Below are 19,657 nucleotides of genomic sequence, written 5' to 3'. Positions count from 1 at the left end.
CCCGATTGGCAAGCCCCTTGCTCTAGCCTCAGCATTGTCCACTGCTGGAAGCTTTCCGATGCTGGTGATTCATCGCAGAATCGACCCTCAACCCGTCTGGGCCGCCGAGTTGCACCTGACCTTCGAAGCCCGGAGTAAAAGCCGCTTGCGCTGTTTCAGTGCCGAGGGTGAAGACGTCGGGTTGTTTTTGGAGCGCGGTCAATCGCCTCTTCATGACGGCGAATGCCTGCAGGCTGAAGACGGGCGCATCGTCCGCGTCTGCGCCCGTCCCGAACAACTGCTGCACGTCACCTGCGCCAATGCCTTCGAACTGACCCGCGCCGCCTATCACCTGGGCAATCGCCATGTGGCCCTGCAAGTTGGCGACGGCTGGCTGCGCCTGCTTGATGATTACGTGCTCAAGGCGATGCTTGAACAACTCGGCGCTACCACTGAAAACATCGAAGCGCCGTTCCAGCCTGAACACGGGGCTTACGGCGGTGGTCATCACCATTCGCGTCACGGTGACGAAGACTTCAACTACCCACCGAAATTGCACCAGTTCGGCGTACGTCCATGAACCCTGCCTGGGCGCTACTGCGTCTGGCCAGTCCGCAGTTGCCGATAGGTGGCTACAGCTATTCCCAAGGCCTGGAAATGGCGGTGGAGAATGGTCGCGTCCACGATCCTGACAGCGCTCGGCGCTGGATCAGCGATCAGCTGCTACTGAACCTGGCCCGCTTCGAAGCACCGCTGCTGCTCGCCCATTGTGTGGCTGCCGCCGAGGAAAACTGGAGTGAACTACTGCAAGTTTGCGAAGAGCACCGCGCCAGCCGGGAAACCCGCGAATTGCATCAAGAGAGCCGGCAGATGGGCTACTCCCTGCAGCAATTGCTCAATGGCTTGCCGGAACTCGATGCGCCGGCCCGCGCCTTTCTCGAACAACGCCCCGAACCGCATCTGGCACTGGGCTGGGCATTGGCTGCTCGTGCCTGGCAAATCAGCCCACAAGACGCGCTAGCCGCGTGGCTCTGGAGTTGGCTGGAAAACCAATTGGCGGTGCTGATGAAAACCTTGCCGCTGGGCCAACAAGCCGCCCAACGCCTGACCAGCCAATTGCTGCCGCTGTTACAGCAAGCCCAGCAAAACGCCACCCGAATCAATCCCGAACACTATGGCAGCGCTGCTTTCGGCCTGTCCCTGGCGTGTATGGCCCACGAGCGCCAGTACAGCCGTCTGTTCCGTTCCTAGGGCCTGTTATTTTGGAGAATCACATGAACACACAACCTCTGCGCGTCGGCATCGGCGGCCCGGTCGGTTCCGGCAAAACCGCCCTGACCCTGGCCCTGTGCCTGGCCCTGCGCGACCGCTACAACCTGGCGGTGGTGACGAACGACATCTATACCCGCGAAGACGCCGACTTCCTGGTGCGCAATAAAGCCTTGGCACCGGAACGCATCATCGGCGTTGAAACCGGTGGCTGCCCGCACACCGCGATTCGCGAAGACGCCTCGATCAACCTCGAAGCCGTTGACCAATTGAACAGGCGCTTTCCAGGCCTGGACCTGATTCTGGTGGAGTCCGGCGGCGACAACCTGTCGGCGACCTTCAGCCCGGAACTGTCGGACCTGACCATTTACGTGATCGATGTTTCGGCCGGCGACAAGTTGCCGCGCAAGGGCGGGCCGGGGATCTGCAAATCCGATCTGCTGGTAATCAACAAAATCGACCTCGCGCCGCTGGTGGGTGCCTCGCTGACGTTGATGGACAGCGACACCACGCGCATGCGCAACGGCAAGCCATTCGTGTTCAGCAACCAGAAAACCGGCCAGGGCCTGGAAGAAATCATCGCCTTCATCGAACGCCAGGGGCTGCTGACTGCGGCCTGATTCACTTATTCACAAGGAAGACTGTTCATGACACTTAAACGCATTCTCGGCATCGTCGCACTGCTACTGACCCCGGCCATCGCCTTCGCTCATCCGGGGCACGGCGACAACGGTTTGATCGCCGGCATCAGTCACCCAATCGGTGGCCTCGACCATTTGCTGGCGATGCTGGCAGTCGGTCTGTGGGCAGCACAGCAGAAAGGCGCCGCGCGCTGGGCGCTGCCGTGCACATTCGTCGGCACCCTGCTGATCGGCGGGCTGCTGGGTTTTGAAGGGCTGGAATTGCCAGCGCTGGAGAGCGGGATCGCGGCGTCGGTGCTGGCACTGGGCCTGGCGGTAGCGTTGGCGGTGCGCCCGCCGTTGAGCGTGGCGATGGGTGCGACGGCGTTGTTTGCGCTGTTCCATGGTGTCGCTCATGGTCTGGAGCTGCCGGACATGTCGAGCCCTTGGGCATATGCCGCCGGGTTTGTGGCGGCGACGGCGGCGTTGCATGCGGCCGGTTATGCGGTGGTGCGAGTGCTGCCTCAGGCGGCTGCGCCGTTGGTTCGACTGGCGGGTGCTGCTTCCGCGGCGACTGGCGTGTGGTTGTTGGCGGGCTGATTTTTATTGCATGGTCTGGCCTCTTCGCGGGCAAGCCTCGCTCCTACAGGTTATGTGTCGTGCGCATTATTTCTGTCCGACACAAATTCTGTAAGAGCGAGGCTTGCCCGCGAAGGCCGCGTAACTGACACCACATCTCTATGGCCGGCCTCTCTGCTACCATGTCGCGCAATCGCCCCTGCCGTGACGACGCCAGCCAATGCCGCATATTTCCAGCTCCGCCTCCCAGCCTGAACTGACCGCCCTGTTCACCTCGGTGCAACAGCACTTTCAGGACGTGATCGTGCCACTCTGGCAAGGCCCCGGCTGGAATGCCGACATGGCGCTGCCCTATGAGGCGCTGGACGCGGAGCATCAGCCGCTGCCTCCTCAGCGCTACCGAGCCATGGCCTGCGCGCGGCAGCTTTATCTGTTTGCCAGCCTGATTGGTCAGGTGCCGGATGCCGAAGAGCGTGCGGCGGCGCTGTTCCGTTCCCTGCAGCGGCATTTTCACGACGCCGAGCACGGTGGCTGGTTTTACAGCATCGACCCGCACGGGGCGCCATTGGATCAGCGTAAAGACCTCTACACTCACGCCTTCATCCTGTTCGCGTGCGCTCATTACTGGGACAAGGTCCGCGAGCCGCTGGTGGAGTCGGTGCTTAATGCCGCCCTGGAAGTGATCGCACGGCGCTTTTCCACGGGTGATGGTCTCTACGACGCTATCCTCGACCGGGACTGGTCATCGCTCAGTAGCGGGCCGCTGCAAAACCCGCTGATGCACCTGGCCGAAGCCTTCCTCGCCACACAGTCGGTACGTGAAGACCTCGCCGTGCAGCGTGCGCTGGTCGAGTTATGCACAGCCATGCAGAAACGCTTTATCGATCCGCAGCACAGTGTGTTGATGGAGAAACCACTTGGGTCTGTGGATAACTGGTTTGAACCGGGACACCAGTTCGAGTGGTATTTCCTGCTGGAGTCTTCCGGGTTGTTGCGCGACTCGAAACTGCATGCATCGCTGGAACAGGCGTTCTCGTACACCGAGCAACTGGGCGTCGATCAGCACACGGGAGCCGTGCGAGCGATGCTCACTCTGGATGGGCATTCGAAGGATGCCACCCAGCGCATTTGGGCACAGGCCGAGTACTTGCGCGCATTGACGCTGCGCCCGGACAGCGAAAGCTCGGTATTGCGCCAACTGCAAACGTTACAGCAGCGCTCCCTGCATGCACGCGGCTGGTATGAGTGCCGTGATGAGCACGGTGAAGTGAGCCGCCAGGACATGCCATCGACCACGCCTTATCACCTGGCGACCTGTTATCGCGGGTTGGCCGAGTATCTTTGCTGACTGACAAAATGCCTTCGCGGGCAAGCCTCGCTCCTACAGTAGTGCGTCGTTCGCATCATTACGATCGGACAACAATCCTGTAGGAGCGAGGCTTGCCCGCGAATGGCCGTTAGGCGGTATTACGCCTTGCCACCACTGCGATCAATGGCAAACCCGGCCCAGGTCTGGCTCACTGGCATCAGTTCCAGGCTGTTGATGTTGATGTGTGCCGGGGCATTGAGGACCCAGAAAATGGTGTCGGCGATGTCTTGCGGCTGGATCGGCTCGGCACCGGCGTAGGTCGCGTTGTAGCGCTCCTGATCGCCAGCAAAACGCACCAGCGAGAACTCGCTCTCACACAGACCCGGCTCGATGTTGCTGACCCGCACGCCTGTACCTTGCAGGTCGCAGCGCAGGTTCAGGGAGAACTGTTTGACGAACGCCTTGCTCGCGCCATACACGTGGCTGCCCGGGTACGGATAACTGCCGGCAATGGAACCCAGGTTGACGATCCCGGCACCACGGCCGTGGGCGATCAGGCGCGGCAACAGCAATCGAGTGCTGTACATCAGGCCTTTGATGTTGGTGTCGACCATGGTGTCCCAATCGTCCAGATCGCACTTGGGCGCAGGGTCAACGCCCAGGGCCAGGCCCGCGTTGTTGATCAGCCCGCGCAGTTTGGCGAAGGACGGTGGAAGGTTGGCAATGGCTTCTTCCATGGCCTTGCGGTCACGCACATCGAGTACCAGGCCATGCACTTCGGTCTGCTTCGACAGCTCGGCACACAGCGCATCGAGGCGATCTTCACGACGGCCGGTCAGCACCAGTTTCCAGCCGGCCTCGGCAAAACGACGGGCACAGGCTTCACCAAAACCGGAGGTCGCGCCGGTAATAAACAGGGTGTTGGACATCGTGTTCTCCTTGCTTCGGCTGATCGGCAGCCATTGGAATAGTAGATCAGCAGGCAGCATGCCCGGCCCGGCCTCCATGGGCAACCATGTTCCCTGTGTAGAAGCTGTCGAGTGCATGGGGATTTTGTGCAAAAAATGATCATGCCTGTGGAAGCCACATTGGCCGTGGCTTGCAGCCATGTGCGCGCACGTTATCCACAGGCCGATCCACAGTCTTTGGGGGCAAGTGGAAAAGCTGAAAGCCGCTATCCACAAGGCTTTGCGAGGGTTTTTAAAACTTTTTCGCTTGACCCTCACAGGTCGGCTGTGTAGCAGAGGGCAAATTACTCGACCTGGCGATCAAACCAACGATGGCGCCAAGCCAGTAACTACGGCCTTCACCCGAGTCTTTCCAGAGTTTAACCACAGACTTATCCACAGGCTTGCCCAGCCCGTTTCGATCCGATTTCGTCGCCAATAAAAAGGTTGACAATGCCGCGTCCAGGCTACGCAAAAACGCATGATCAAAAAATAACCACAGGGCTGCAGGCCGCGTATTCAAAGGCCTTCAGCCAGCTACTCCCACGTTATTCACAGCCAGCTCCACAGCAAACGGGGACAAGTCAAAACCGTGACAAAACAACTATTTGCAGCGGCTTTATGTCGCGCTTTGCGAGGTTGCGAATATTGTTTTCCACAATTTTTCTTTGTCGCAAATCCAACCCCTATGTAGGAGCTGTCGAGTGAAACGAGGCTGCGATCTTTTGATCTTGATCTTGATCTTGATCTTGATCTTGATCTTGATCTTGATCTTTAAATTCAAAGTCAAAAGATCGCAGCCTCGTTTCACTCGACAGCTCCTACCAGCTCCTACCAGCTCCTACCAGCTCCTACCAGCTCCGAGCCCACGAGACNGCGTCTCGTGGGCTCGGAGATGTGTATAAGAGACAGTCTTGATCTTGATCTTGATCTTGATCTTTAAATTCAAAGTCAAAAGATCGCAGCCTCGTTTCACTCGACAGCTCCTACCAGCTCCTACCAGCTCCTACCAGCTCCTACCAGCTCCTACCAGCTCCTACAGGATTGTGGGCGCAAAAAAAACGCCCTGATTTTGTCAGGGCGTTTTTATTTGACGCTAAGGTTTAGTGCCCGCCGAGATAGGCGTTACGCACATCCTCGTTGACCAGCAACTCCTTGCCAGTACCCGTCATGCGTATTTCACCGTTGACCATTACATACGCCCGATCCGACAGCCTGAGCGCATGGTTGGCGTTCTGCTCGACCAGGAAGATGGTCATGCCGGTTTTGGCCAGTTCACGCAAGGTGGCGAAGATCTGCTTCACCACGATTGGTGCCAAACCAAGGCTCGGCTCGTCGAGCAACAGCAGTTTCGGCCGGCTCATCAGCGCACGGGCGATGGCGAGCATTTGCTGTTCGCCGCCGGACATGGTCATGGCCCGCTGGGTACGCCGCTCTTCGAGCCGCGGGAACAGCTCGAACATGCGCTGCATGTCTTCCTTGGCATACTTGTCACCGATCGGGATGGTGCCCATCAGCAGGTTTTCCTCGACGGTCATGTCGGGGAATACCCGCCGGCCTTCCGGCGACTGTGCGATGCCGTTGGAGGCGATGTAGTGCGACGACTTGTGGGTGATGTCCACACCTTGATAGATGATCTGCCCGTCCGCCGCCCTTGGCTGACCGAAGATCGACATCAACAGGGTCGACTTGCCGGCGCCGTTGGAACCGATGAGGCTGACGGTTTCACCTTCGTTGATGTGCAGCGAGACTTTCTTCAGGGCCTGGATCGGCCCGTAGAACACGTCCAGTTCCTTGAGTTCGAGGATGGGTTGGCTCATAGCGCAACTTCCTCTTCATCGGCGCCCAGGTAGGCGGCAATCACTTTCGGGTCGTTACGGATCGCGTCGGGGCCACCCTCGGCGATGACGACGCCGTGGTCCAGCACCACGATGTGGTCGGAAATACTCATTACCATGCCCATGTCGTGTTCGATCAGCACCACGGTCAGATCGTGCTCGTCGCGCAGCAGCCGGATCATCGCGCTCAGCGCTTCGGTTTCCTGAGGGTTGAGGCCGGCGGCCGGTTCGTCGAGGCAGATGATCTGCGGCCGGGTGCACATGGCCCGGGCGATTTCCAGACGACGTTGCTGGCCGTAGGACAGTTCACCGGCCAGACGGTTGGCGCAGTCCACCAGGTCCACCACTTCCAGCCAGTAGAACGCATGGTCCAGCGCATCGCTTTCAGCCTTGCGATAACCCTTGGTGTTGAGGATGCCGGCCAGCATGTTGCGGTTGACCCACATGTGTTGGGCCACCAGCAGGTTTTCCAGCACCGACATTTCCTTGAACAGGCGAATGTTCTGGAAGGTCCGCGCCAGCCCGGCACGGTTCACCAGGTGAGTGCCGCCGAACGCCTTGTAGAACAGCCGACTGGCGAACGACTTGGGCGAGACGAAATCGGTCGGTTTGAACGATTCGCCCAGCAGCTTGATGACGTTGGTTTTCTCGCCACGCACATTGAGTTCGATCTTGCCGCCGGAGGCTTTGTAGAAACCGGTCAGGCAGTTGAACACCGTGGTTTTGCCGGCACCGTTAGGGCCGATCAGGGCGAAGATCGAGTTGCGTTTGACCTGCAGGCTGACATCGTTCAACGCCTTGATGCCGCCGAAGTGCATCATCAGCTTCTCGACCGAGAGTACGACTTCGCTCATGGCGCTACTCCTTTACGCGGGGTCACACCGGTACGGCTGATCCGAATCAGGCCGCGCGGTCGCCAAATCATCATCAACACCATCAGGATGCCGAACAGCAGAACGCGGTATTCGGCAAAGCCACGCAGTAGCTCCGGGGCCACGGTCAATACGAACGCCGCAATCACCACGCCGATGGTCGAGCCCATGCCGCCGAGCACCACGATGGCGAGGATGAGGGCCGATTCGAAGAAGGTGAACGAGGTCGGGTTCACGAAGCCTTGATACGTGGCGAAGAACACACCGGCCAGACCGGCAGTCGAAGCACCGATGGTGAATGCCGAGAGCTTGACCAGTACATGGTTCAGACCCATGGAGCGGCAGGCGATCTCGTCTTCACGCAGCGCTTCCCACGCACGGCCGACAGGCATGCGGGTCAGGCGGTGCTTGATGTACAGCACAGCCAGAACCACCATGAACAACACTGCGTAGATGAAGTAATACTTCACGTCCGGGTTGTAGGCGATGCCGAAAAACTCATGGAACGGCACTCCGCCGTCCTTCGCCCTCTTGCCGAACTCCAGACCGAAGAAGGTCGGCAACGGTGCCGGCATGCCGTTCGGGCCGCCGGTCAGGGACAACCAGTTATTGAGGATCAGGCGGATGATTTCACCGAAGCCCAGGGTCACGATCGCCAGGTAGTCACCGTGCAGACGCAGCACCGGGAAACCGAGGATGCAACCGGCCAACCCGGCCGTGATCGCCGCCAGCGGCAGCACCGTCCAGAAACCCAATCCCAGGTATTGATAACCGAGTGCCAGCCCGTAAGCGCCGATGGCGTAGAACGCCACGTAACCCAGGTCGAGCAGACCGGCCAGGCCGACCACGATGTTCAGCCCGAGGCCCAGCAGCACGTAGATCAGCCCGAGGATGACCACGCCCAGCAGGTAGGAGTTGGAGAAAAACGGGAACACCACGGCAATGACGATCATCAGCGGGATGATCCAGCGCAGCCGCGATTTGTAATCGGGCGGCAGCACATGAACACCGGAACCGGTGGTTTCAAAACCTTCGAGGATTCTCAGGCCCTTGGGGGTTTGCAGGAACAGGCTCAAGGCAAAGCGACCGGCCATGACAATGGCGACAATCCAGGCCACCCGGGTGGTTTCCAGGTTGAAGCCGTAGCCATCGAGAACGATGCCGACAATCGGCCCGAACACAATCAGGGCAATAAGGCCGGCAAGAATCGCGTCAACCAGACTTTTTTTGATATCAATGGTTTTTTTGGTGGTTGAAGACATCGCTTACACCTTCGACACAAGAGGACGGCCGAGCAGGCCTTGAGGCCGAAAGACCAGAACGAGAACCAGCAGCGAGAAGCTGAAAACGTCTTTGTAGTCCGAGTTGACCAGACCAGAGAACAGCGACTCGGAAATCCCGAGAATGATCCCGCCGAGCATGGCGCCAGGCAGTGAGCCGATCCCGCCAAGTACCGCTGCGGTGAACGCCTTGATGCCGATGACGAAGCCGGCATAAAAGTCGAACGTGCCGTAGTTCATGGTGATCAGTACGCCGGCCAAAGCCGCCATCGCTGCACCAATGATGAACACGTAGGAAATCACGCGATCAGTGTTGATCCCGAGGATCGAGGCCATCTTGCGGTCTTGCTGGGTAGCGCGGCACATGCGGCCGAGCTTGGTGTACTTGATGACGTAGGTCAGCAGGGCCATCCCGGCAAACGCTGCAACCAGGATGAAAATCTTGGTGTAGGTCAGTTGCACAAACCCTGTGCCGACCTCGACGCGCCAGGCGCCGGTAAGCAATGTAGGAACGCCTTGTTGCTTCGCGCCCTGAGCGATCTGTGCATAGTTTTGCAAGATCAGCGAAATGCCGATGGCGCTGATCAGCGGTGCCAGTCGTGTGGAGTTGCGTAGCGGTTTGTAGGCGACACGCTCGATGACCCAGCCATACACCGCCGTAACGACGATGGTGAAGACCAGGGTGCCAAGCATCAGCAGAGGGAAGGATTCAATACCGAAGTATGCCAGCAGAGCCAGACTGATTGCCGCGAGGTAAGCGGAAATCATGTAAACCTCGCCGTGGGCGAAGTTGATCATGCCGATGATGCCATAGACCATTGTGTAGCCGATGGCGATCAGGCCATAGACCGACCCGAGGGTCAGGCCGTTGACCAGTTGCTGCAGGAAAATACCATCCATAACGCAATCTCACGCATTTGAGAGACTGCACAGAAGCCGGGAGCGACAGACCGGGGTTCAGCCGCCGACGCAACACGGTTGTGTGCAGCTCTACGAGAAAAGACAGACGTGCCTTCTGGCAGGTGCCAGTCAGCTAACTAACGGTGAACACAATCTTTGTGGCGAGGGAGCTTGCTCCCGCTGGACTGCGTAGCAGTCCTGTTTTTGGGGACGCTTCGCGACCCAGCGCGAGCAAGCTCCCTCGCCACAGATCAGTCACACGCTCATATCACTTCTGTTTTTCCAGCTGGTGGTATTTGCCGTCCTTGTCCCACTGGTAAACCACGTAGTCGGAGACTTTCAGGTCGCCCTTGGCATCCCAGGTCTTCTCGCCCATCACGGTTTTGACCGGGTGTGCTTTCAGCCATTTGGCAGCGTCTTCGCCCTTGTTGGACTTGGCACCGTTGAAAGCTGCAGCCAGCGTCTGGACCGAAGCGTAGGCGTACAGGGTGTAGCCTTCAGGCTCGGTGCCGGCCTTGCGGAAAGCATCTACTACGGTCTTGCTATCTGGCAGCAGGCGTGGGTCGGCGCCGAAGGTCATCAGCACGCCGTCGACGTATTGCGGGCCACCGGCAGTGGTCACCAGTTCGTCGGTCACGATGCCGTCGTCGGACATGAATTTCACGTCTTTCAGGCCTTCGGTACGCAGTTGTTTAACCAGTGGACCTGCTTCCGGGTGCAGACCGCCGAAGTACACGACGTCGGCGCCAGCGGCGCGGATCTTGGTGACCAGGGCGCTGAAGTCTTTTTCACCACGGGTCAGACCTTCGTAGATCACCGGGGTCACGCCGCGTTTGATCAACTGAGCCTTGGTGGCATCTGCCAGGCCTTGGCCGTAGGTGTCTTTGTCGTGGATGACCGCGACTTTCTTGCCCTTGAGCACGTCGACGATGTAGTCGCCGGCGACGATGCCTTGCTGGTCGTCACGACCGCACATACGGAACATGGCGCTCAGGCCGCGTTCGGTAACCTGTGGGTTGGTGGAGCCTGGAGTGATTGCGATGATGCCCGCTTCGTCGTAGATCTCGGAAGCCGGGATAGTCGACGAGGAGCAGAAGTGACCGACCACGCCGGCTACTTTCTGGTTGGTCAGGTCCTTGGCGACCGTCACAGCCTGTTTCGGTTCGCAGGCGTCATCGCCCTTGACCAGTACGATTTTTTCCCCGTTGACGCCGCCCGCTGCGTTGACCGCATCGGCTGCTGCCTGTGCACCCTTCATGTACTGCTCGCCAAATGCTGCGTTGGCGCCCGTCATTGGACCCGCTACACCGATTTTCACATCAGCTTGAGCAAACGCAGAAACACCCAACGCAGTTGCCACTGCGAGGGCCAGAAAGCCTTTCTTGTAAAACGTCTGGGACATGAGGTGGTGCTCCAAGGTTTTTTTTTAATTGGCACTGCGACTTCACTGAATGCTCAGAGCAAGTGTTGTGCCATCGGTTTTTTATTCTGAAAAAAGTCGCTGCTTTATTGTTATTTCGACTGTTTCGGGCCCATTTTCATTGAGCGTGCAACCGTCTAAACCGCGGAAGGTGAAACCATTTATTTTTTGAGGCGCAACCCTCCTGCGCCATCATTGCAACCGTGGTACCAAACGGCGTGCAACCAGCCTGTAACAACGTGCGTCACCGAACTGCACACTGCTGGTGCGGGACTGCTACAACCCGCACCATTACAGGCTAGTCGCTGCGCCGAAAAGCGCCGCTTCCAGCAACAAATTTCAACAATCAGATCACGATCCGCAGGCACTGGCCCGCGTGATACAGCGAAAACCCCGCCTCGTACAGACAACTGCGCAACCCCACCCCGGCCAATGGCTGCATCGGGGCGAAGGGAATCGGTAGCGCTTGAGGATTTCCGTTACACAGGTAATCGGCGAAAGCCTTGCCGACTACTGTGCCCGTGGTCACGCCCCGACCGTTGTAACCGGTGACTGCCACTAAACCGGGCGCCGGTTCGAACAGGCGCATCAAATGATCGGGGGTAAACGCGATGCAACCGGTCCACGTGCACTCCCATTCCACCGGTTTGAGGTAGGGGAAGTAATGCTGCTGAACGCGGTCGGCCCAGGCTTTGAGGAACCAGGCCGGTTTTTGATTGCCATTCCCCAGGCTGCCAAGCAACAAACGTCCGTCTTTATCGCGGCGAATACTGCTGAGCACCTGACGGGTGTCCCAAGAGCCCTGGCCACCGGGCAGAATTTGCTGCGCGGCGTCTTCAGTCAGCGGCACAGAGGCCACTTGGTAGTAGTAACCGGGGAAGAAATTACGCCGCAGTTCAGTCCAGTCGCCTTCGGTGTAAGCGTTGGACGCAATAACCACTTGCTCGGCCAATACCGAACCCTGGGCGGTTTGTACCGACCAGCGCTGGCCCTGACGTTCGAGTCGGGTGACGGGGGAATGATCGAATAATTGACCGCCAAGGCCGATGGCCGCTTTGCCCAGCCCCGTGGTGTAGGCCATCGGGTTGAGGGTGCCAGCACGTCGATCAAGCAACGCGGCGGCGATTTTTTTTGTGCCCGTGGCTTGTTCGCAAGCCTGCCCGGTCAGCAGTTCCACCGGTGCACCGCGGCGTTTCCATTGCTCTTCTCGACTGCGCAGATCCGCTTCACCACGGGCGTTATGCGCCATGTGCAGCGTGCCTTCGCGGCGTAACTGGCAATCGATGTTGTACTTGTCCACAAGGCTGAACACCAGGGACGGCGCCGCACCGAGCATGCGGTTGAGCTGACTGCCCACTTCTTCGCCAAACCCGGCTTCGATTTCGTCCGGTGGAATCCACATCCCGGCATTCACCAGCCCGACGTTGCGTCCCGAGCCACCATGCCCGGCGCGATGGGCTTCCAGCACACAAACCGTTTTACCTTGTTCCAGCAAATGCACGGCCGCCGACAGACCCGTAAACCCGGCGCCGATGACGCAAACATCGACTTTCACTTCACCTTTGAGCGCCGAGTTGTCGGGCCTTTGCGGCGTCAGTTTTTCCCACAGACACTCTTCGCGTAACGGCATTGCCAGACTCCAACAGAAACCTAACCAACACACAGATCAATGTAGGAGCGAGCCTGCTCGCGAAAAACGTCAGGGCAACGGGTTTAAGCAGCAAACACGCGTTATAGTTGACGACCATCGCGAGCAAGCTCGCTCCTACAGGGAATCACCGATCAGTCGAACGTAATACCCTGCGCCAACGGCAACTCCAGCGAATAGTTCACGGTGTTGGTCTGACGGCGCATGTACCCGCGCCATGCATCGGAGCCGGATTCACGACCACCGCCGGTCTCTTTCTCGCCGCCGAACGCACCGCCGATTTCCGCACCGCTCGGGCCAATGTTGACGTTGGCGATGCCGCAATCGCTGCCCACCGCCGACATGAACTGTTCGGCTTCACGTACGTCGGTGGTGAAGATGCACGAGGACAAGCCTTGCGGTACAGCGTTATTCAAACGCAGGGCTTCCTGGAAATCGCTGTAACCGACGACGTACAGGATCGGCGCGAAAGTTTCGTGGCAGACCACTTCGCTCTGCTCCGGCATTTCGACGATGGCTGGCGCAACGTAGTAAGCGTTCGGGAATTTATCTTCCAGCTGACGCTTGCCACCGAACACCTTGCCGCCTTCGCTCAATGCCTGTTCCAGCGCATCTTGCATGTTCTCGAAGCTTTGCTTGTCGATCAGCGGGCCGATCAGGTTGCCTTCCAGCGGGTGACCGATGCGCACTTTGGAATAAGCGGCTTTGAGGCGGGTGACGATTTCTTCCTTCACCGAATCGTGAGCAATCAAGCGGCGCAACGTGGTGCAACGCTGGCCGGCGGTGCCGACGGCGCTGAACAGGATGGCGCGAACGGCCATGTCCAGGTCGGCGCTTGGGCCGAGGATCATGGCGTTGTTGCCGCCCAGCTCCAGAATACTGCGGGCGAAACGTGCGGCGATTTTCGGCGCCACTTCACGGCCCATGCGGGTGCTGCCGGTGGCGCTGATCAGCGCAACACGCGGATCGTCGACCAGTGCTTCGCCGGCATCGCGGCCGCCGATGACGACCTGACTCAGGTGCGGCGGCGCATCGCTGAAATTCTTCAGGACGCGGTCGAACAGTGCCTGGCAGGCCAGTGCGGTCAGCGGGGTTTTTTCCGACGGCTTCCAGATCACCGGGTTGCCGCAGACCAGCGCCAACGTGGTGTTCCAGGCCCATACCGCGACAGGGAAGTTGAAAGCACTGATGACACCGACGACGCCCAGCGGGTGCCAGGTTTCACGCATGTGGTGGCCCGGACGCTCGGAAGCGATGGTCAAGCCGTACAGCTGACGGGACAGACCGACCGCGAAGTCGCAGATGTCGATCATTTCCTGCACTTCACCCAGGCCTTCCTGAGTGATCTTGCCGGCTTCCCAGGAAACCAGTTCACCGAGATCGGCCTTGTATTCACGCAGGATGTCGCCCAATTGACGCACCAGCTCGCCACGACGTGGCGCCGGTACCTTGCGCCACAGTTCGAACGCATGATCTGCGCGACTGATGTGCTGCTCGACTTCAGCGGCACCTTCCCAGTTCACAGCGGCGATCTGGCTGCCGTCGATTGGCGAATGCACCGGCACTTTGCCGTTCTGGTACAGGGCCGGGTTCACACCAAGACGATCAAGCAATGCGGCAACCATGGGGTTACTCCTCAAGCAAAAAACGGAACGGGCGCAGCCGGAAAATCACGGCTGATCAGACCTGTAGTTTTAGCGCTCTGGAGGTTACTCAACAAACGACCATTAAGAGAGATATCATTCCGTTTATTCATGCTGTGCATTGTTGGCAATAAAGAGACAAGAACAAAGGATCGCCCATGCTGAACAAACGCTATTTGCCATCGATCGCTGCGCTGCAGTGTTTCGAAGCCGTGACCCGGCATCTGAGCTTTACCCGGGCCGCCGAAGAGTTGAACCTGACCCAGAGCGCCGTCAGCAAACAGGTTGCGCAGCTCGAAGAGTTGTTGCAGCACTTGCTGTTTCGCCGGGTACGCCGACGTCTGCAAATGACCCCGGCGGGCGATTTGTACCTGGTCGAAGTCCGAAAAATCCTTACGCAGGTCGAGATGTCGACCCATTACCTGCGTTCCTACGGCGGCGAAACCGAAGTCCTGCGCGTCTCGACGCCACCGACCTTCGGCGCACGCTGGCTGGTGCCACGCTTGAAGGGCTGGCGCCTGCGTCATCCGTCTATTCACCTGGACCTGTGCAGCGAGCAGGAAGCCGATGATCTGCTGCAAGGGCGTAGCGACCTGGCGTTCTATTTCGGTCAGGGCTCACGGCCCGGCACCGAATGCCTGAAACTGTTTGGCGAAGAGCTGGTGCCTGTCTGTGCCCCCGGCAGTTTGCCCGCCGAGCCGTTCACCGACCCAACGCAACTCACTGACCTGGTCCTGCTGCAAAACGCCTCCCGTCCCCAGGCCTGGCATGACTGGTTCGACAGTCAGGGCTACCACACCGAACACAGCTACCACGGCCCGCGCTTCGAAACCTTCTATATGTGCATCCGCGCAGCGCAGGTCGGCTGCGGCGTGGCGCTGTTGCCGCGGTTTCTGGTGGAAGAAGAGCTGGCGGACGGCAAACTGGTCATTCCCTGGCAGCATGCAATGCCCAGCACCGATGCGTATTACCTGGCGTATCCGGAGCATTCGGCGGAGGTGCCGAAGGTCCGCGATTTTGTGAAGTGGATGCTGGAGCAGGTGTAGGAGCTGTCAAGCGAAGCGAGGCTGCGATCTTTTGATGTTGATTTTTAAAAACAAGATCAAAAGATCGCAGCCTCGTTGCACTCGACAGCTCCTACACAGCTCCTACACAGCTCCTGCAGGGTCAATGCAGAAATTGCTGGCAATACCCATCATCGATATGCGCCACTAGCCCGATTCAATGTGGAGAACCCCGTTATGAGCGAGAGTGTATTTGCCGATCGCATCGTGCAGAACCTGCTCGACACCGACTTCTACAAACTGACGATGATGCAGGCGGTGCTGCACAACTACCCGAACGTGGAAGTCGAATGGGAGTTTCGTTGCCGTAACAGTGAAGATTTGCGCCCGTACCTGACGGAGATCCGCTTCCAGATCGAGCGCCTGGCCGAATTGAACCTGAGCGCCGATCAATTGAGCTTTCTGGAGCGCATCAGCTTCATGAAGCCGGATTTCCTGCGTTTTCTCGGGCTGTTTCGCTTCAATTTGCGCTACATCCACACCGGCATTGAAAACGGTGAACTGTTCATCCGCCTGCGTGGCCCGTGGCTGCACGTAATCCTGTTTGAAGTGCCACTGCTGGCGCTCGTCAGCGAGGTGCGCAATCGGTATCGCTACCGTGAAGTCGTCCTGGAGCAGGCACGCGAACAGCTCTATCGCAAGTTCGACTGGCTGACCGCCAACGCCAGCAGCGACGAATTGTCCGAATTGCAGGTAGCCGATTTCGGCACCCGTCGTCGCTTCTCCTACCGCGTACAGGAAGAAGTGGTGAACGTGCTCAAGCACGATTTCCCCGGCCGTTTCGTCGGCACCAGCAACGTGCACCTTTCGCGGGAGCTGGACATGAAACCGCTGGGCACCATGGCCCACGAGTGGATCATGGCCCACCAGCAGCTCGGCCCGCGGCTGATCGACAGCCAGATTGCCGCCCTCGATTGCTGGGTCCGTGAGTACCGTGGCCTGTTGGGGATTGCCCTGACCGACTGCATCACCATGGATGCCTTCCTCGGCGACTTCGATCTGTTTTTCGCCAAGCTTTTTGATGGTTTGCGCCACGATTCCGGTGACCCGGTGATTTGGGCGGAAAAAGCCATCGCGCACTATCACAGACTTGGCATCGACCCGATGAGCAAAACGCTGACGTTCTCCGACAGCCTGAGCCTGCCCAAGGCCCTGGAGATATTCCGGGCGTTGCGCGGTCGGATCAATGTCAGCTTCGGCATCGGCACCAACCTGACTTGCGATATTCCGGGTGTCGAACCGATGAGCATCGTGCTTAAAATGACCGCCTGCAACGGCCAGCCGGTGGCGAAAATCTCCGATGAGCCTGGCAAGACTCACTGCAAAGACCCGAATTTCGTCGCTTACTTGCGACACGTTTTCCAAGTTCCTGCCGCCCTTTCCAGCCCATCAAGCAAGGAGTGAATTCATGCAAGCCGTACAGCGTGAGATTGCTGAACAGCTCAAGGTCCAACCACCGTTCGCCGACGAAGCCGCGTTAGAAGCTGAAGTTGCCCGACGGATTACCTTTATCCAGGACTGCCTGGTGAATTCCGGACTCAAGACCCTGGTGCTCGGCATCAGTGGCGGCGTCGATTCCCTGACCGCCGGCCTGCTGGCCCAGCGTGCCATGCGTGAATTGCGCCAGCGCACCGGTGACGGCAGCTACAAGTTCATCGCCGTGCGCCTGCCGTACGAGACCCAGTTCGATGAGCATGACGCCCAGGCGTCCGTGGATTTCATTACCCCGGATGAGCGCCACACCGTGAATATCGGCCCGGCGGTCAAATCCCTGGCCAATGAAGTCGCGGCGTTCGAAGGCAAGCATGCGGTCTCGGTGGATTTCGTATTGGGCAACACCAAGGCGCGGATGCGCATGGTCGCCCAATACACCATCGCCGGCGCCGCCCACGGGCTGGTAATCGGCACAGACCACGCGGCGGAAGCGGTGATGGGTTTCTTCACCAAATTCGGTGACGGCGCCTGCGACCTGGCACCGCTCAGCGGCCTGGTGAAAAACCAGGTCCGGGCCATCGCCCGCAGTTTCGGTGCGCCGGAATCACTGGTAGAAAAAGTCCCGACCGCCGACCTTGAGGACCTGTCCCCAGGCAAGCCGGACGAAGCCTCACACGGTGTGACTTACGCCGAGATCGACGCTTTCCTGCACGGCAAACCGGTGCGCGAGGAAGCGTTCAAGATCATTTGTGATACGTACAACAAGACTCACCACAAGCGTGTGATGCCGTTTGCGCCGTAACTAGCCCCGTAGGAACCTGCAGGAGCTGTCGAGTGAAACGAGGCTGCGATCTTTTGATCTTGATATTAAAAACAGAATCAAAAGATCGCAGCCTCGTTTCACTCGACAGCTCCTACATGGATTTGTGGTAGGCATAAAAAAACGCCCTTTTTGGGCGTTTTTTTATGAGCGCGATTCGATTACTTCAGGGTAACCGTGCCTTTCATCATCGAAATGTGGCCCGGGAACGAGCAGAAGAAACCGTATTTTTCGGCCGCATCCAGTTTCGACACATCGAAGGTCACCGAGTCGGTTTCCTTGGCACCGATGACCTTGGTGTGAGCGATCACACGGGCATCACCTTCTTTCAGGTAGTTTTTCTCGATGCCGGCGCTCAGGCCATCGGTGGCGATCGGCTGCATGTCAGCCTCTTTACTCAGCACCCAGTTATGGCCCATGACGTTTTTCGGCAAGCTGCCGGAGTGGGTCAGTTCGACGGTGAAGGTCTTGCAGCTCTTGTCGATTTCAATGGCCTTGGTGTTGAAGGACATCTGATCGGTGGAGTCGATCGTGGTTTTGCACTCTGCAGCCATCAATTGGCTGCTGGCCAGTGTCAACAGGGATACCGCAACGAGTTTGGCAAACATGGTGAATCTCCAAGGCAGGGTTATCAGAAATGCGAATGGACAGAAGACTGCCTGAAAACTTCGCAAGTTCCTATGACTTGAATCAAAAATTGTATACAACTTTCCAGCTATGACACCAATCGAAACAATCTACCAGCCAGACGTCTGGCCCGGCCCTATGATCAGCCCATCATCACTGATTGGAGCGTCTGTCATGTCCCTCAATAGCCTTTTGTGCAGTTTACTTGCCGCTTATGCCTGTGGCGCCAGCGGCACTTACGAAACACCCAAACGCGAAGTTTAGCCCTTGGAGCGACGCGCGCCTGCCTTTACTCTGTGGCCCTGATCGACCATGGAGTAAGGCATGCCTTTAGCATCCGTTTGTGTATTTTGTGGTGCCAGTACCGGCACCAACCCGGCTTACCGTGAAGCGGCTATCGCCCTGGGCCGGGCATTGGCCGAACGCAAGCTGACCCTGGTTTATGGCGGTGGCGCCGTGGGATTGATGGGTATCGTTGCCGACGCCGCGCTGGCCGCTGGTGGCGAAGTGATTGGCATCATCCCGAAAAGCCTCATGGACAAGGAAATCGGCCACAAAGGCCTGACCCGCCTGGAAGTGGTCGACGGCATGCATGCGCGCAAGGCGCGGATGGCCGAACTCAGCGATGCTTTCATCGCCCTGCCTGGCGGCCTGGGCACCTTGGAAGAACTGTTCGAAGTCTGGACCTGGGGACAGCTCGGTTACCACGGTAAACCGCTGGGTTTGCTGGAAGTGAATGGTTTTTACAGCAAACTCACCGGTTTTCTTGATCACATCGTCGGCGAAGGCTTCGTTCGCGCAGCACACCGTGACATGCTGCAAGTGAGCGAATCGCCGCAAACGCTGCTTGATGCCCTTGATAACTGGCAACCCACTGTGGCGCCGAAGTGGGTCGAGCAAAAACCCGACTAACGACTCGGCACCGATACAGGGCAGAATACGCGCCGCTCAACCTCACCTTCGACCCCAGAGGATCGCCCATGGCTAAACCCAACTACTCCTTCGCCAAACGTCAGCGTGACCTGGCCAAGGAACAGAAGAAAGAGGAAAAGCTTCAGCGCAAGAAAGCTACCGCTGAAGAAGAAGCAGCAGCACTGAACCCGGATGCCGAAGGCGAAGTGGCTACAGACGAAACTGAAGCACCGAAAGATCAGGCGCCCGACGCCTGAGACCCTCAGGGCCCGATGATCTGATCAGGCCCACCGGATCTGTGTCCAGGACCAGCAGCTTTTGCTGCTGGTCCTCACAGTCCAGTCTGAAATAGCCCTCCCCAGAATTACCACACACTCCCCTCCCTGTAGGAGCTGTCGAGTGAAACGAGGCTGCGATCTTTTGACTTTTCTTTTTAAAGGCAAGATCAAAAGATCGCAGCCTCGTTTCACTCGACAGCTCCGACAGGAGGTGTGGG

Annotated in this window: 19 protein-coding genes; 10 read left to right on the top strand and 9 right to left on the bottom strand. The window is 58.5% G+C overall.

Annotated elements, in window-relative coordinates; all coding sequences use genetic code 11:
* The first annotated feature begins 58 nt into the window (after nucleotides 1-58).
* From ureE to KUF73_RS24490, 5 genes are all read left to right on the top strand, one after another.
* Entirely contained in the window at nucleotides 59-559 is a 501-nt protein-coding gene (gene ureE / locus KUF73_RS24510; RefSeq protein WP_218440582.1) for an urease accessory protein UreE, read from the top strand.
* On the top strand, nucleotides 556-1,230 hold the full coding sequence (locus KUF73_RS24505; protein WP_218440581.1) for an urease accessory protein UreF: 675 nt from the start codon (nucleotides 556-558) through the stop codon (nucleotides 1,228-1,230). Before ureE ends, KUF73_RS24505 begins: the two co-directional genes overlap by 4 nt.
* Nucleotides 1,231-1,253: 23 nt before the next feature.
* On the top strand, nucleotides 1,254-1,868 hold the full coding sequence (gene ureG, locus KUF73_RS24500; RefSeq protein ID WP_218440580.1) for an urease accessory protein UreG: 615 nt from the start codon (nucleotides 1,254-1,256) through the stop codon (nucleotides 1,866-1,868).
* 27 nt (nucleotides 1,869-1,895) lie between these two features.
* Entirely contained in the window at nucleotides 1,896-2,468 is a 573-nt protein-coding gene (locus KUF73_RS24495) for a HupE/UreJ family protein (protein ID WP_218440579.1), read from the top strand.
* Between the two features lie 199 nt (nucleotides 2,469-2,667).
* Complete coding sequence (locus tag KUF73_RS24490) at nucleotides 2,668-3,795, top strand: AGE family epimerase/isomerase (RefSeq protein ID WP_218440578.1); 1,128 nt, start codon at nucleotides 2,668-2,670, stop codon at nucleotides 3,793-3,795.
* A gap of 119 nt (nucleotides 3,796-3,914) precedes the next feature.
* On the opposite strand, the gene KUF73_RS24485 is transcribed toward KUF73_RS24490, so the two are convergent.
* The 8 genes from KUF73_RS24485 to KUF73_RS24450 all read right to left on the bottom strand — a co-directional run bounded on the left by KUF73_RS24485 (nucleotide 3,915) and on the right by KUF73_RS24450 (nucleotide 14,286).
* On the bottom strand, nucleotides 3,915-4,685 hold the full coding sequence (locus KUF73_RS24485) for an SDR family oxidoreductase (RefSeq protein ID WP_218440577.1): 771 nt from the start codon (nucleotides 4,683-4,685) through the stop codon (nucleotides 3,915-3,917).
* A gap of 1,121 nt (nucleotides 4,686-5,806) precedes the next feature.
* Nucleotides 5,807-6,523: an ABC transporter ATP-binding protein gene (locus KUF73_RS24480; RefSeq protein ID WP_218440576.1), complete on the bottom strand. Its 717-nt coding sequence runs from the start codon at nucleotides 6,521-6,523 to the stop codon at nucleotides 5,807-5,809.
* Complete coding sequence (locus KUF73_RS24475; RefSeq protein WP_218440575.1) at nucleotides 6,520-7,395, bottom strand: ABC transporter ATP-binding protein; 876 nt, start codon at nucleotides 7,393-7,395, stop codon at nucleotides 6,520-6,522. The genes KUF73_RS24480 and KUF73_RS24475 overlap by 4 nt, the downstream gene beginning before the upstream one ends.
* Nucleotides 7,392-8,675: a high-affinity branched-chain amino acid ABC transporter permease LivM gene (gene livM / locus KUF73_RS24470; protein ID WP_218440574.1), complete on the bottom strand. Its 1,284-nt coding sequence runs from the start codon at nucleotides 8,673-8,675 to the stop codon at nucleotides 7,392-7,394. Before livM ends, KUF73_RS24475 begins: the two co-directional genes overlap by 4 nt.
* Before the next feature lie 3 nt (nucleotides 8,676-8,678).
* On the bottom strand, nucleotides 8,679-9,593 hold the full coding sequence (locus tag KUF73_RS24465) for a branched-chain amino acid ABC transporter permease LivH (protein ID WP_218440573.1): 915 nt from the start codon (nucleotides 9,591-9,593) through the stop codon (nucleotides 8,679-8,681).
* Nucleotides 9,594-9,861: 268 nt separating this feature from the next.
* Nucleotides 9,862-10,995: an ABC transporter substrate-binding protein gene (locus KUF73_RS24460; RefSeq protein ID WP_218440572.1), complete on the bottom strand. Its 1,134-nt coding sequence runs from the start codon at nucleotides 10,993-10,995 to the stop codon at nucleotides 9,862-9,864.
* Between the two features lie 364 nt (nucleotides 10,996-11,359).
* Nucleotides 11,360-12,643 (bottom strand): FAD-binding oxidoreductase, encoded by a 1,284-nt coding sequence (locus tag KUF73_RS24455; protein ID WP_218440571.1) that lies wholly within the window; start codon nucleotides 12,641-12,643, stop codon nucleotides 11,360-11,362.
* Between the two features lie 152 nt (nucleotides 12,644-12,795).
* Nucleotides 12,796-14,286 (bottom strand): aldehyde dehydrogenase family protein, encoded by a 1,491-nt coding sequence (locus KUF73_RS24450; protein ID WP_218440570.1) that lies wholly within the window; start codon nucleotides 14,284-14,286, stop codon nucleotides 12,796-12,798.
* 176 nt (nucleotides 14,287-14,462) lie between these two features.
* Here KUF73_RS24450 and KUF73_RS24445 point away from each other — a divergent pair, with 176 nt between their 5' ends.
* The 3 genes from KUF73_RS24445 to nadE all read left to right on the top strand — a co-directional run bounded on the left by KUF73_RS24445 (nucleotide 14,463) and on the right by nadE (nucleotide 17,604).
* Nucleotides 14,463-15,350, top strand: a complete 888-nt coding sequence (locus KUF73_RS24445) for a LysR family transcriptional regulator (protein WP_218440569.1) — start codon at nucleotides 14,463-14,465, stop codon at nucleotides 15,348-15,350.
* A gap of 195 nt (nucleotides 15,351-15,545) precedes the next feature.
* A complete protein-coding gene (pncB, locus tag KUF73_RS24440) occupies nucleotides 15,546-16,772 on the top strand; it encodes a nicotinate phosphoribosyltransferase (protein ID WP_218440568.1) in 1,227 nt (408 codons plus the stop codon).
* 4 nt (nucleotides 16,773-16,776) lie between these two features.
* Nucleotides 16,777-17,604 (top strand): ammonia-dependent NAD(+) synthetase, encoded by an 828-nt coding sequence (nadE, locus tag KUF73_RS24435; RefSeq protein WP_218440567.1) that lies wholly within the window; start codon nucleotides 16,777-16,779, stop codon nucleotides 17,602-17,604.
* Nucleotides 17,605-17,783: 179 nt separating this feature from the next.
* Here the strand turns inward: nadE and azu are convergent, their stop codons facing one another.
* Nucleotides 17,784-18,230 carry an azurin gene (gene azu, locus KUF73_RS24430; protein WP_218440566.1) on the bottom strand — a complete coding sequence of 149 codons (447 nt, stop codon included), beginning with the start codon at nucleotides 18,228-18,230 and terminating at the stop codon, nucleotides 17,784-17,786.
* A gap of 343 nt (nucleotides 18,231-18,573) precedes the next feature.
* Here azu and KUF73_RS24425 point away from each other — a divergent pair, with 343 nt between their 5' ends.
* Together KUF73_RS24425 and KUF73_RS24420 are read left to right on the top strand one after the other, a co-directional pair.
* Entirely contained in the window at nucleotides 18,574-19,161 is a 588-nt protein-coding gene (locus KUF73_RS24425) for a TIGR00730 family Rossman fold protein (RefSeq protein ID WP_218440565.1), read from the top strand.
* 68 nt (nucleotides 19,162-19,229) lie between these two features.
* A complete protein-coding gene (locus KUF73_RS24420; protein WP_007947526.1) occupies nucleotides 19,230-19,418 on the top strand; it encodes a hypothetical protein in 189 nt (62 codons plus the stop codon).
* Nucleotides 19,419-19,657 lie beyond the last annotated feature (239 nt).

Origin of the sequence: Pseudomonas sp. PD9R, from assembly GCF_019200975.1 — a bacterium.
Taxonomy (GTDB): Bacteria; Pseudomonadota; Gammaproteobacteria; order Pseudomonadales; family Pseudomonadaceae; genus Aquipseudomonas.
This window is presented reverse-complemented; position numbering and strand designations above follow the sequence as displayed.

Coding starts and splice junctions, on each gene's coding strand:
- KUF73_RS24495 (WP_218440579.1), top strand. CDS start 1,896: ATGACACTTAAACGCATTCTCGGCATCGTCGCACTGCTACTGACCCCG.
- ureG (WP_218440580.1), top strand. CDS start 1,254: ATGAACACACAACCTCTGCGCGTCGGCATCGGCGGCCCGGTCGGTTCC.
- KUF73_RS24420 (WP_007947526.1), top strand. CDS start 19,230: ATGGCTAAACCCAACTACTCCTTCGCCAAACGTCAGCGTGACCTGGCC.
- ureE (WP_218440582.1), top strand. CDS start 59: ATGCTGGTGATTCATCGCAGAATCGACCCTCAACCCGTCTGGGCCGCC.
- azu (WP_218440566.1), bottom strand. CDS start 18,230: ATGTTTGCCAAACTCGTTGCGGTATCCCTGTTGACACTGGCCAGCAGC.
- KUF73_RS24490 (WP_218440578.1), top strand. CDS start 2,668: ATGCCGCATATTTCCAGCTCCGCCTCCCAGCCTGAACTGACCGCCCTG.
- KUF73_RS24505 (WP_218440581.1), top strand. CDS start 556: ATGAACCCTGCCTGGGCGCTACTGCGTCTGGCCAGTCCGCAGTTGCCG.
- nadE (WP_218440567.1), top strand. CDS start 16,777: ATGCAAGCCGTACAGCGTGAGATTGCTGAACAGCTCAAGGTCCAACCA.
- KUF73_RS24485 (WP_218440577.1), bottom strand. CDS start 4,685: ATGTCCAACACCCTGTTTATTACCGGCGCGACCTCCGGTTTTGGTGAA.
- KUF73_RS24425 (WP_218440565.1), top strand. CDS start 18,574: ATGCCTTTAGCATCCGTTTGTGTATTTTGTGGTGCCAGTACCGGCACC.
- pncB (WP_218440568.1), top strand. CDS start 15,546: ATGAGCGAGAGTGTATTTGCCGATCGCATCGTGCAGAACCTGCTCGAC.
- KUF73_RS24460 (WP_218440572.1), bottom strand. CDS start 10,995: ATGTCCCAGACGTTTTACAAGAAAGGCTTTCTGGCCCTCGCAGTGGCA.
- KUF73_RS24480 (WP_218440576.1), bottom strand. CDS start 6,523: ATGAGCCAACCCATCCTCGAACTCAAGGAACTGGACGTGTTCTACGGG.
- KUF73_RS24455 (WP_218440571.1), bottom strand. CDS start 12,643: ATGCCGTTACGCGAAGAGTGTCTGTGGGAAAAACTGACGCCGCAAAGG.
- KUF73_RS24450 (WP_218440570.1), bottom strand. CDS start 14,286: ATGGTTGCCGCATTGCTTGATCGTCTTGGTGTGAACCCGGCCCTGTAC.
- KUF73_RS24475 (WP_218440575.1), bottom strand. CDS start 7,395: ATGAGCGAAGTCGTACTCTCGGTCGAGAAGCTGATGATGCACTTCGGC.
- KUF73_RS24465 (WP_218440573.1), bottom strand. CDS start 9,593: ATGGATGGTATTTTCCTGCAGCAACTGGTCAACGGCCTGACCCTCGGG.
- livM (WP_218440574.1), bottom strand. CDS start 8,675: ATGTCTTCAACCACCAAAAAAACCATTGATATCAAAAAAAGTCTGGTT.
- KUF73_RS24445 (WP_218440569.1), top strand. CDS start 14,463: ATGCTGAACAAACGCTATTTGCCATCGATCGCTGCGCTGCAGTGTTTC.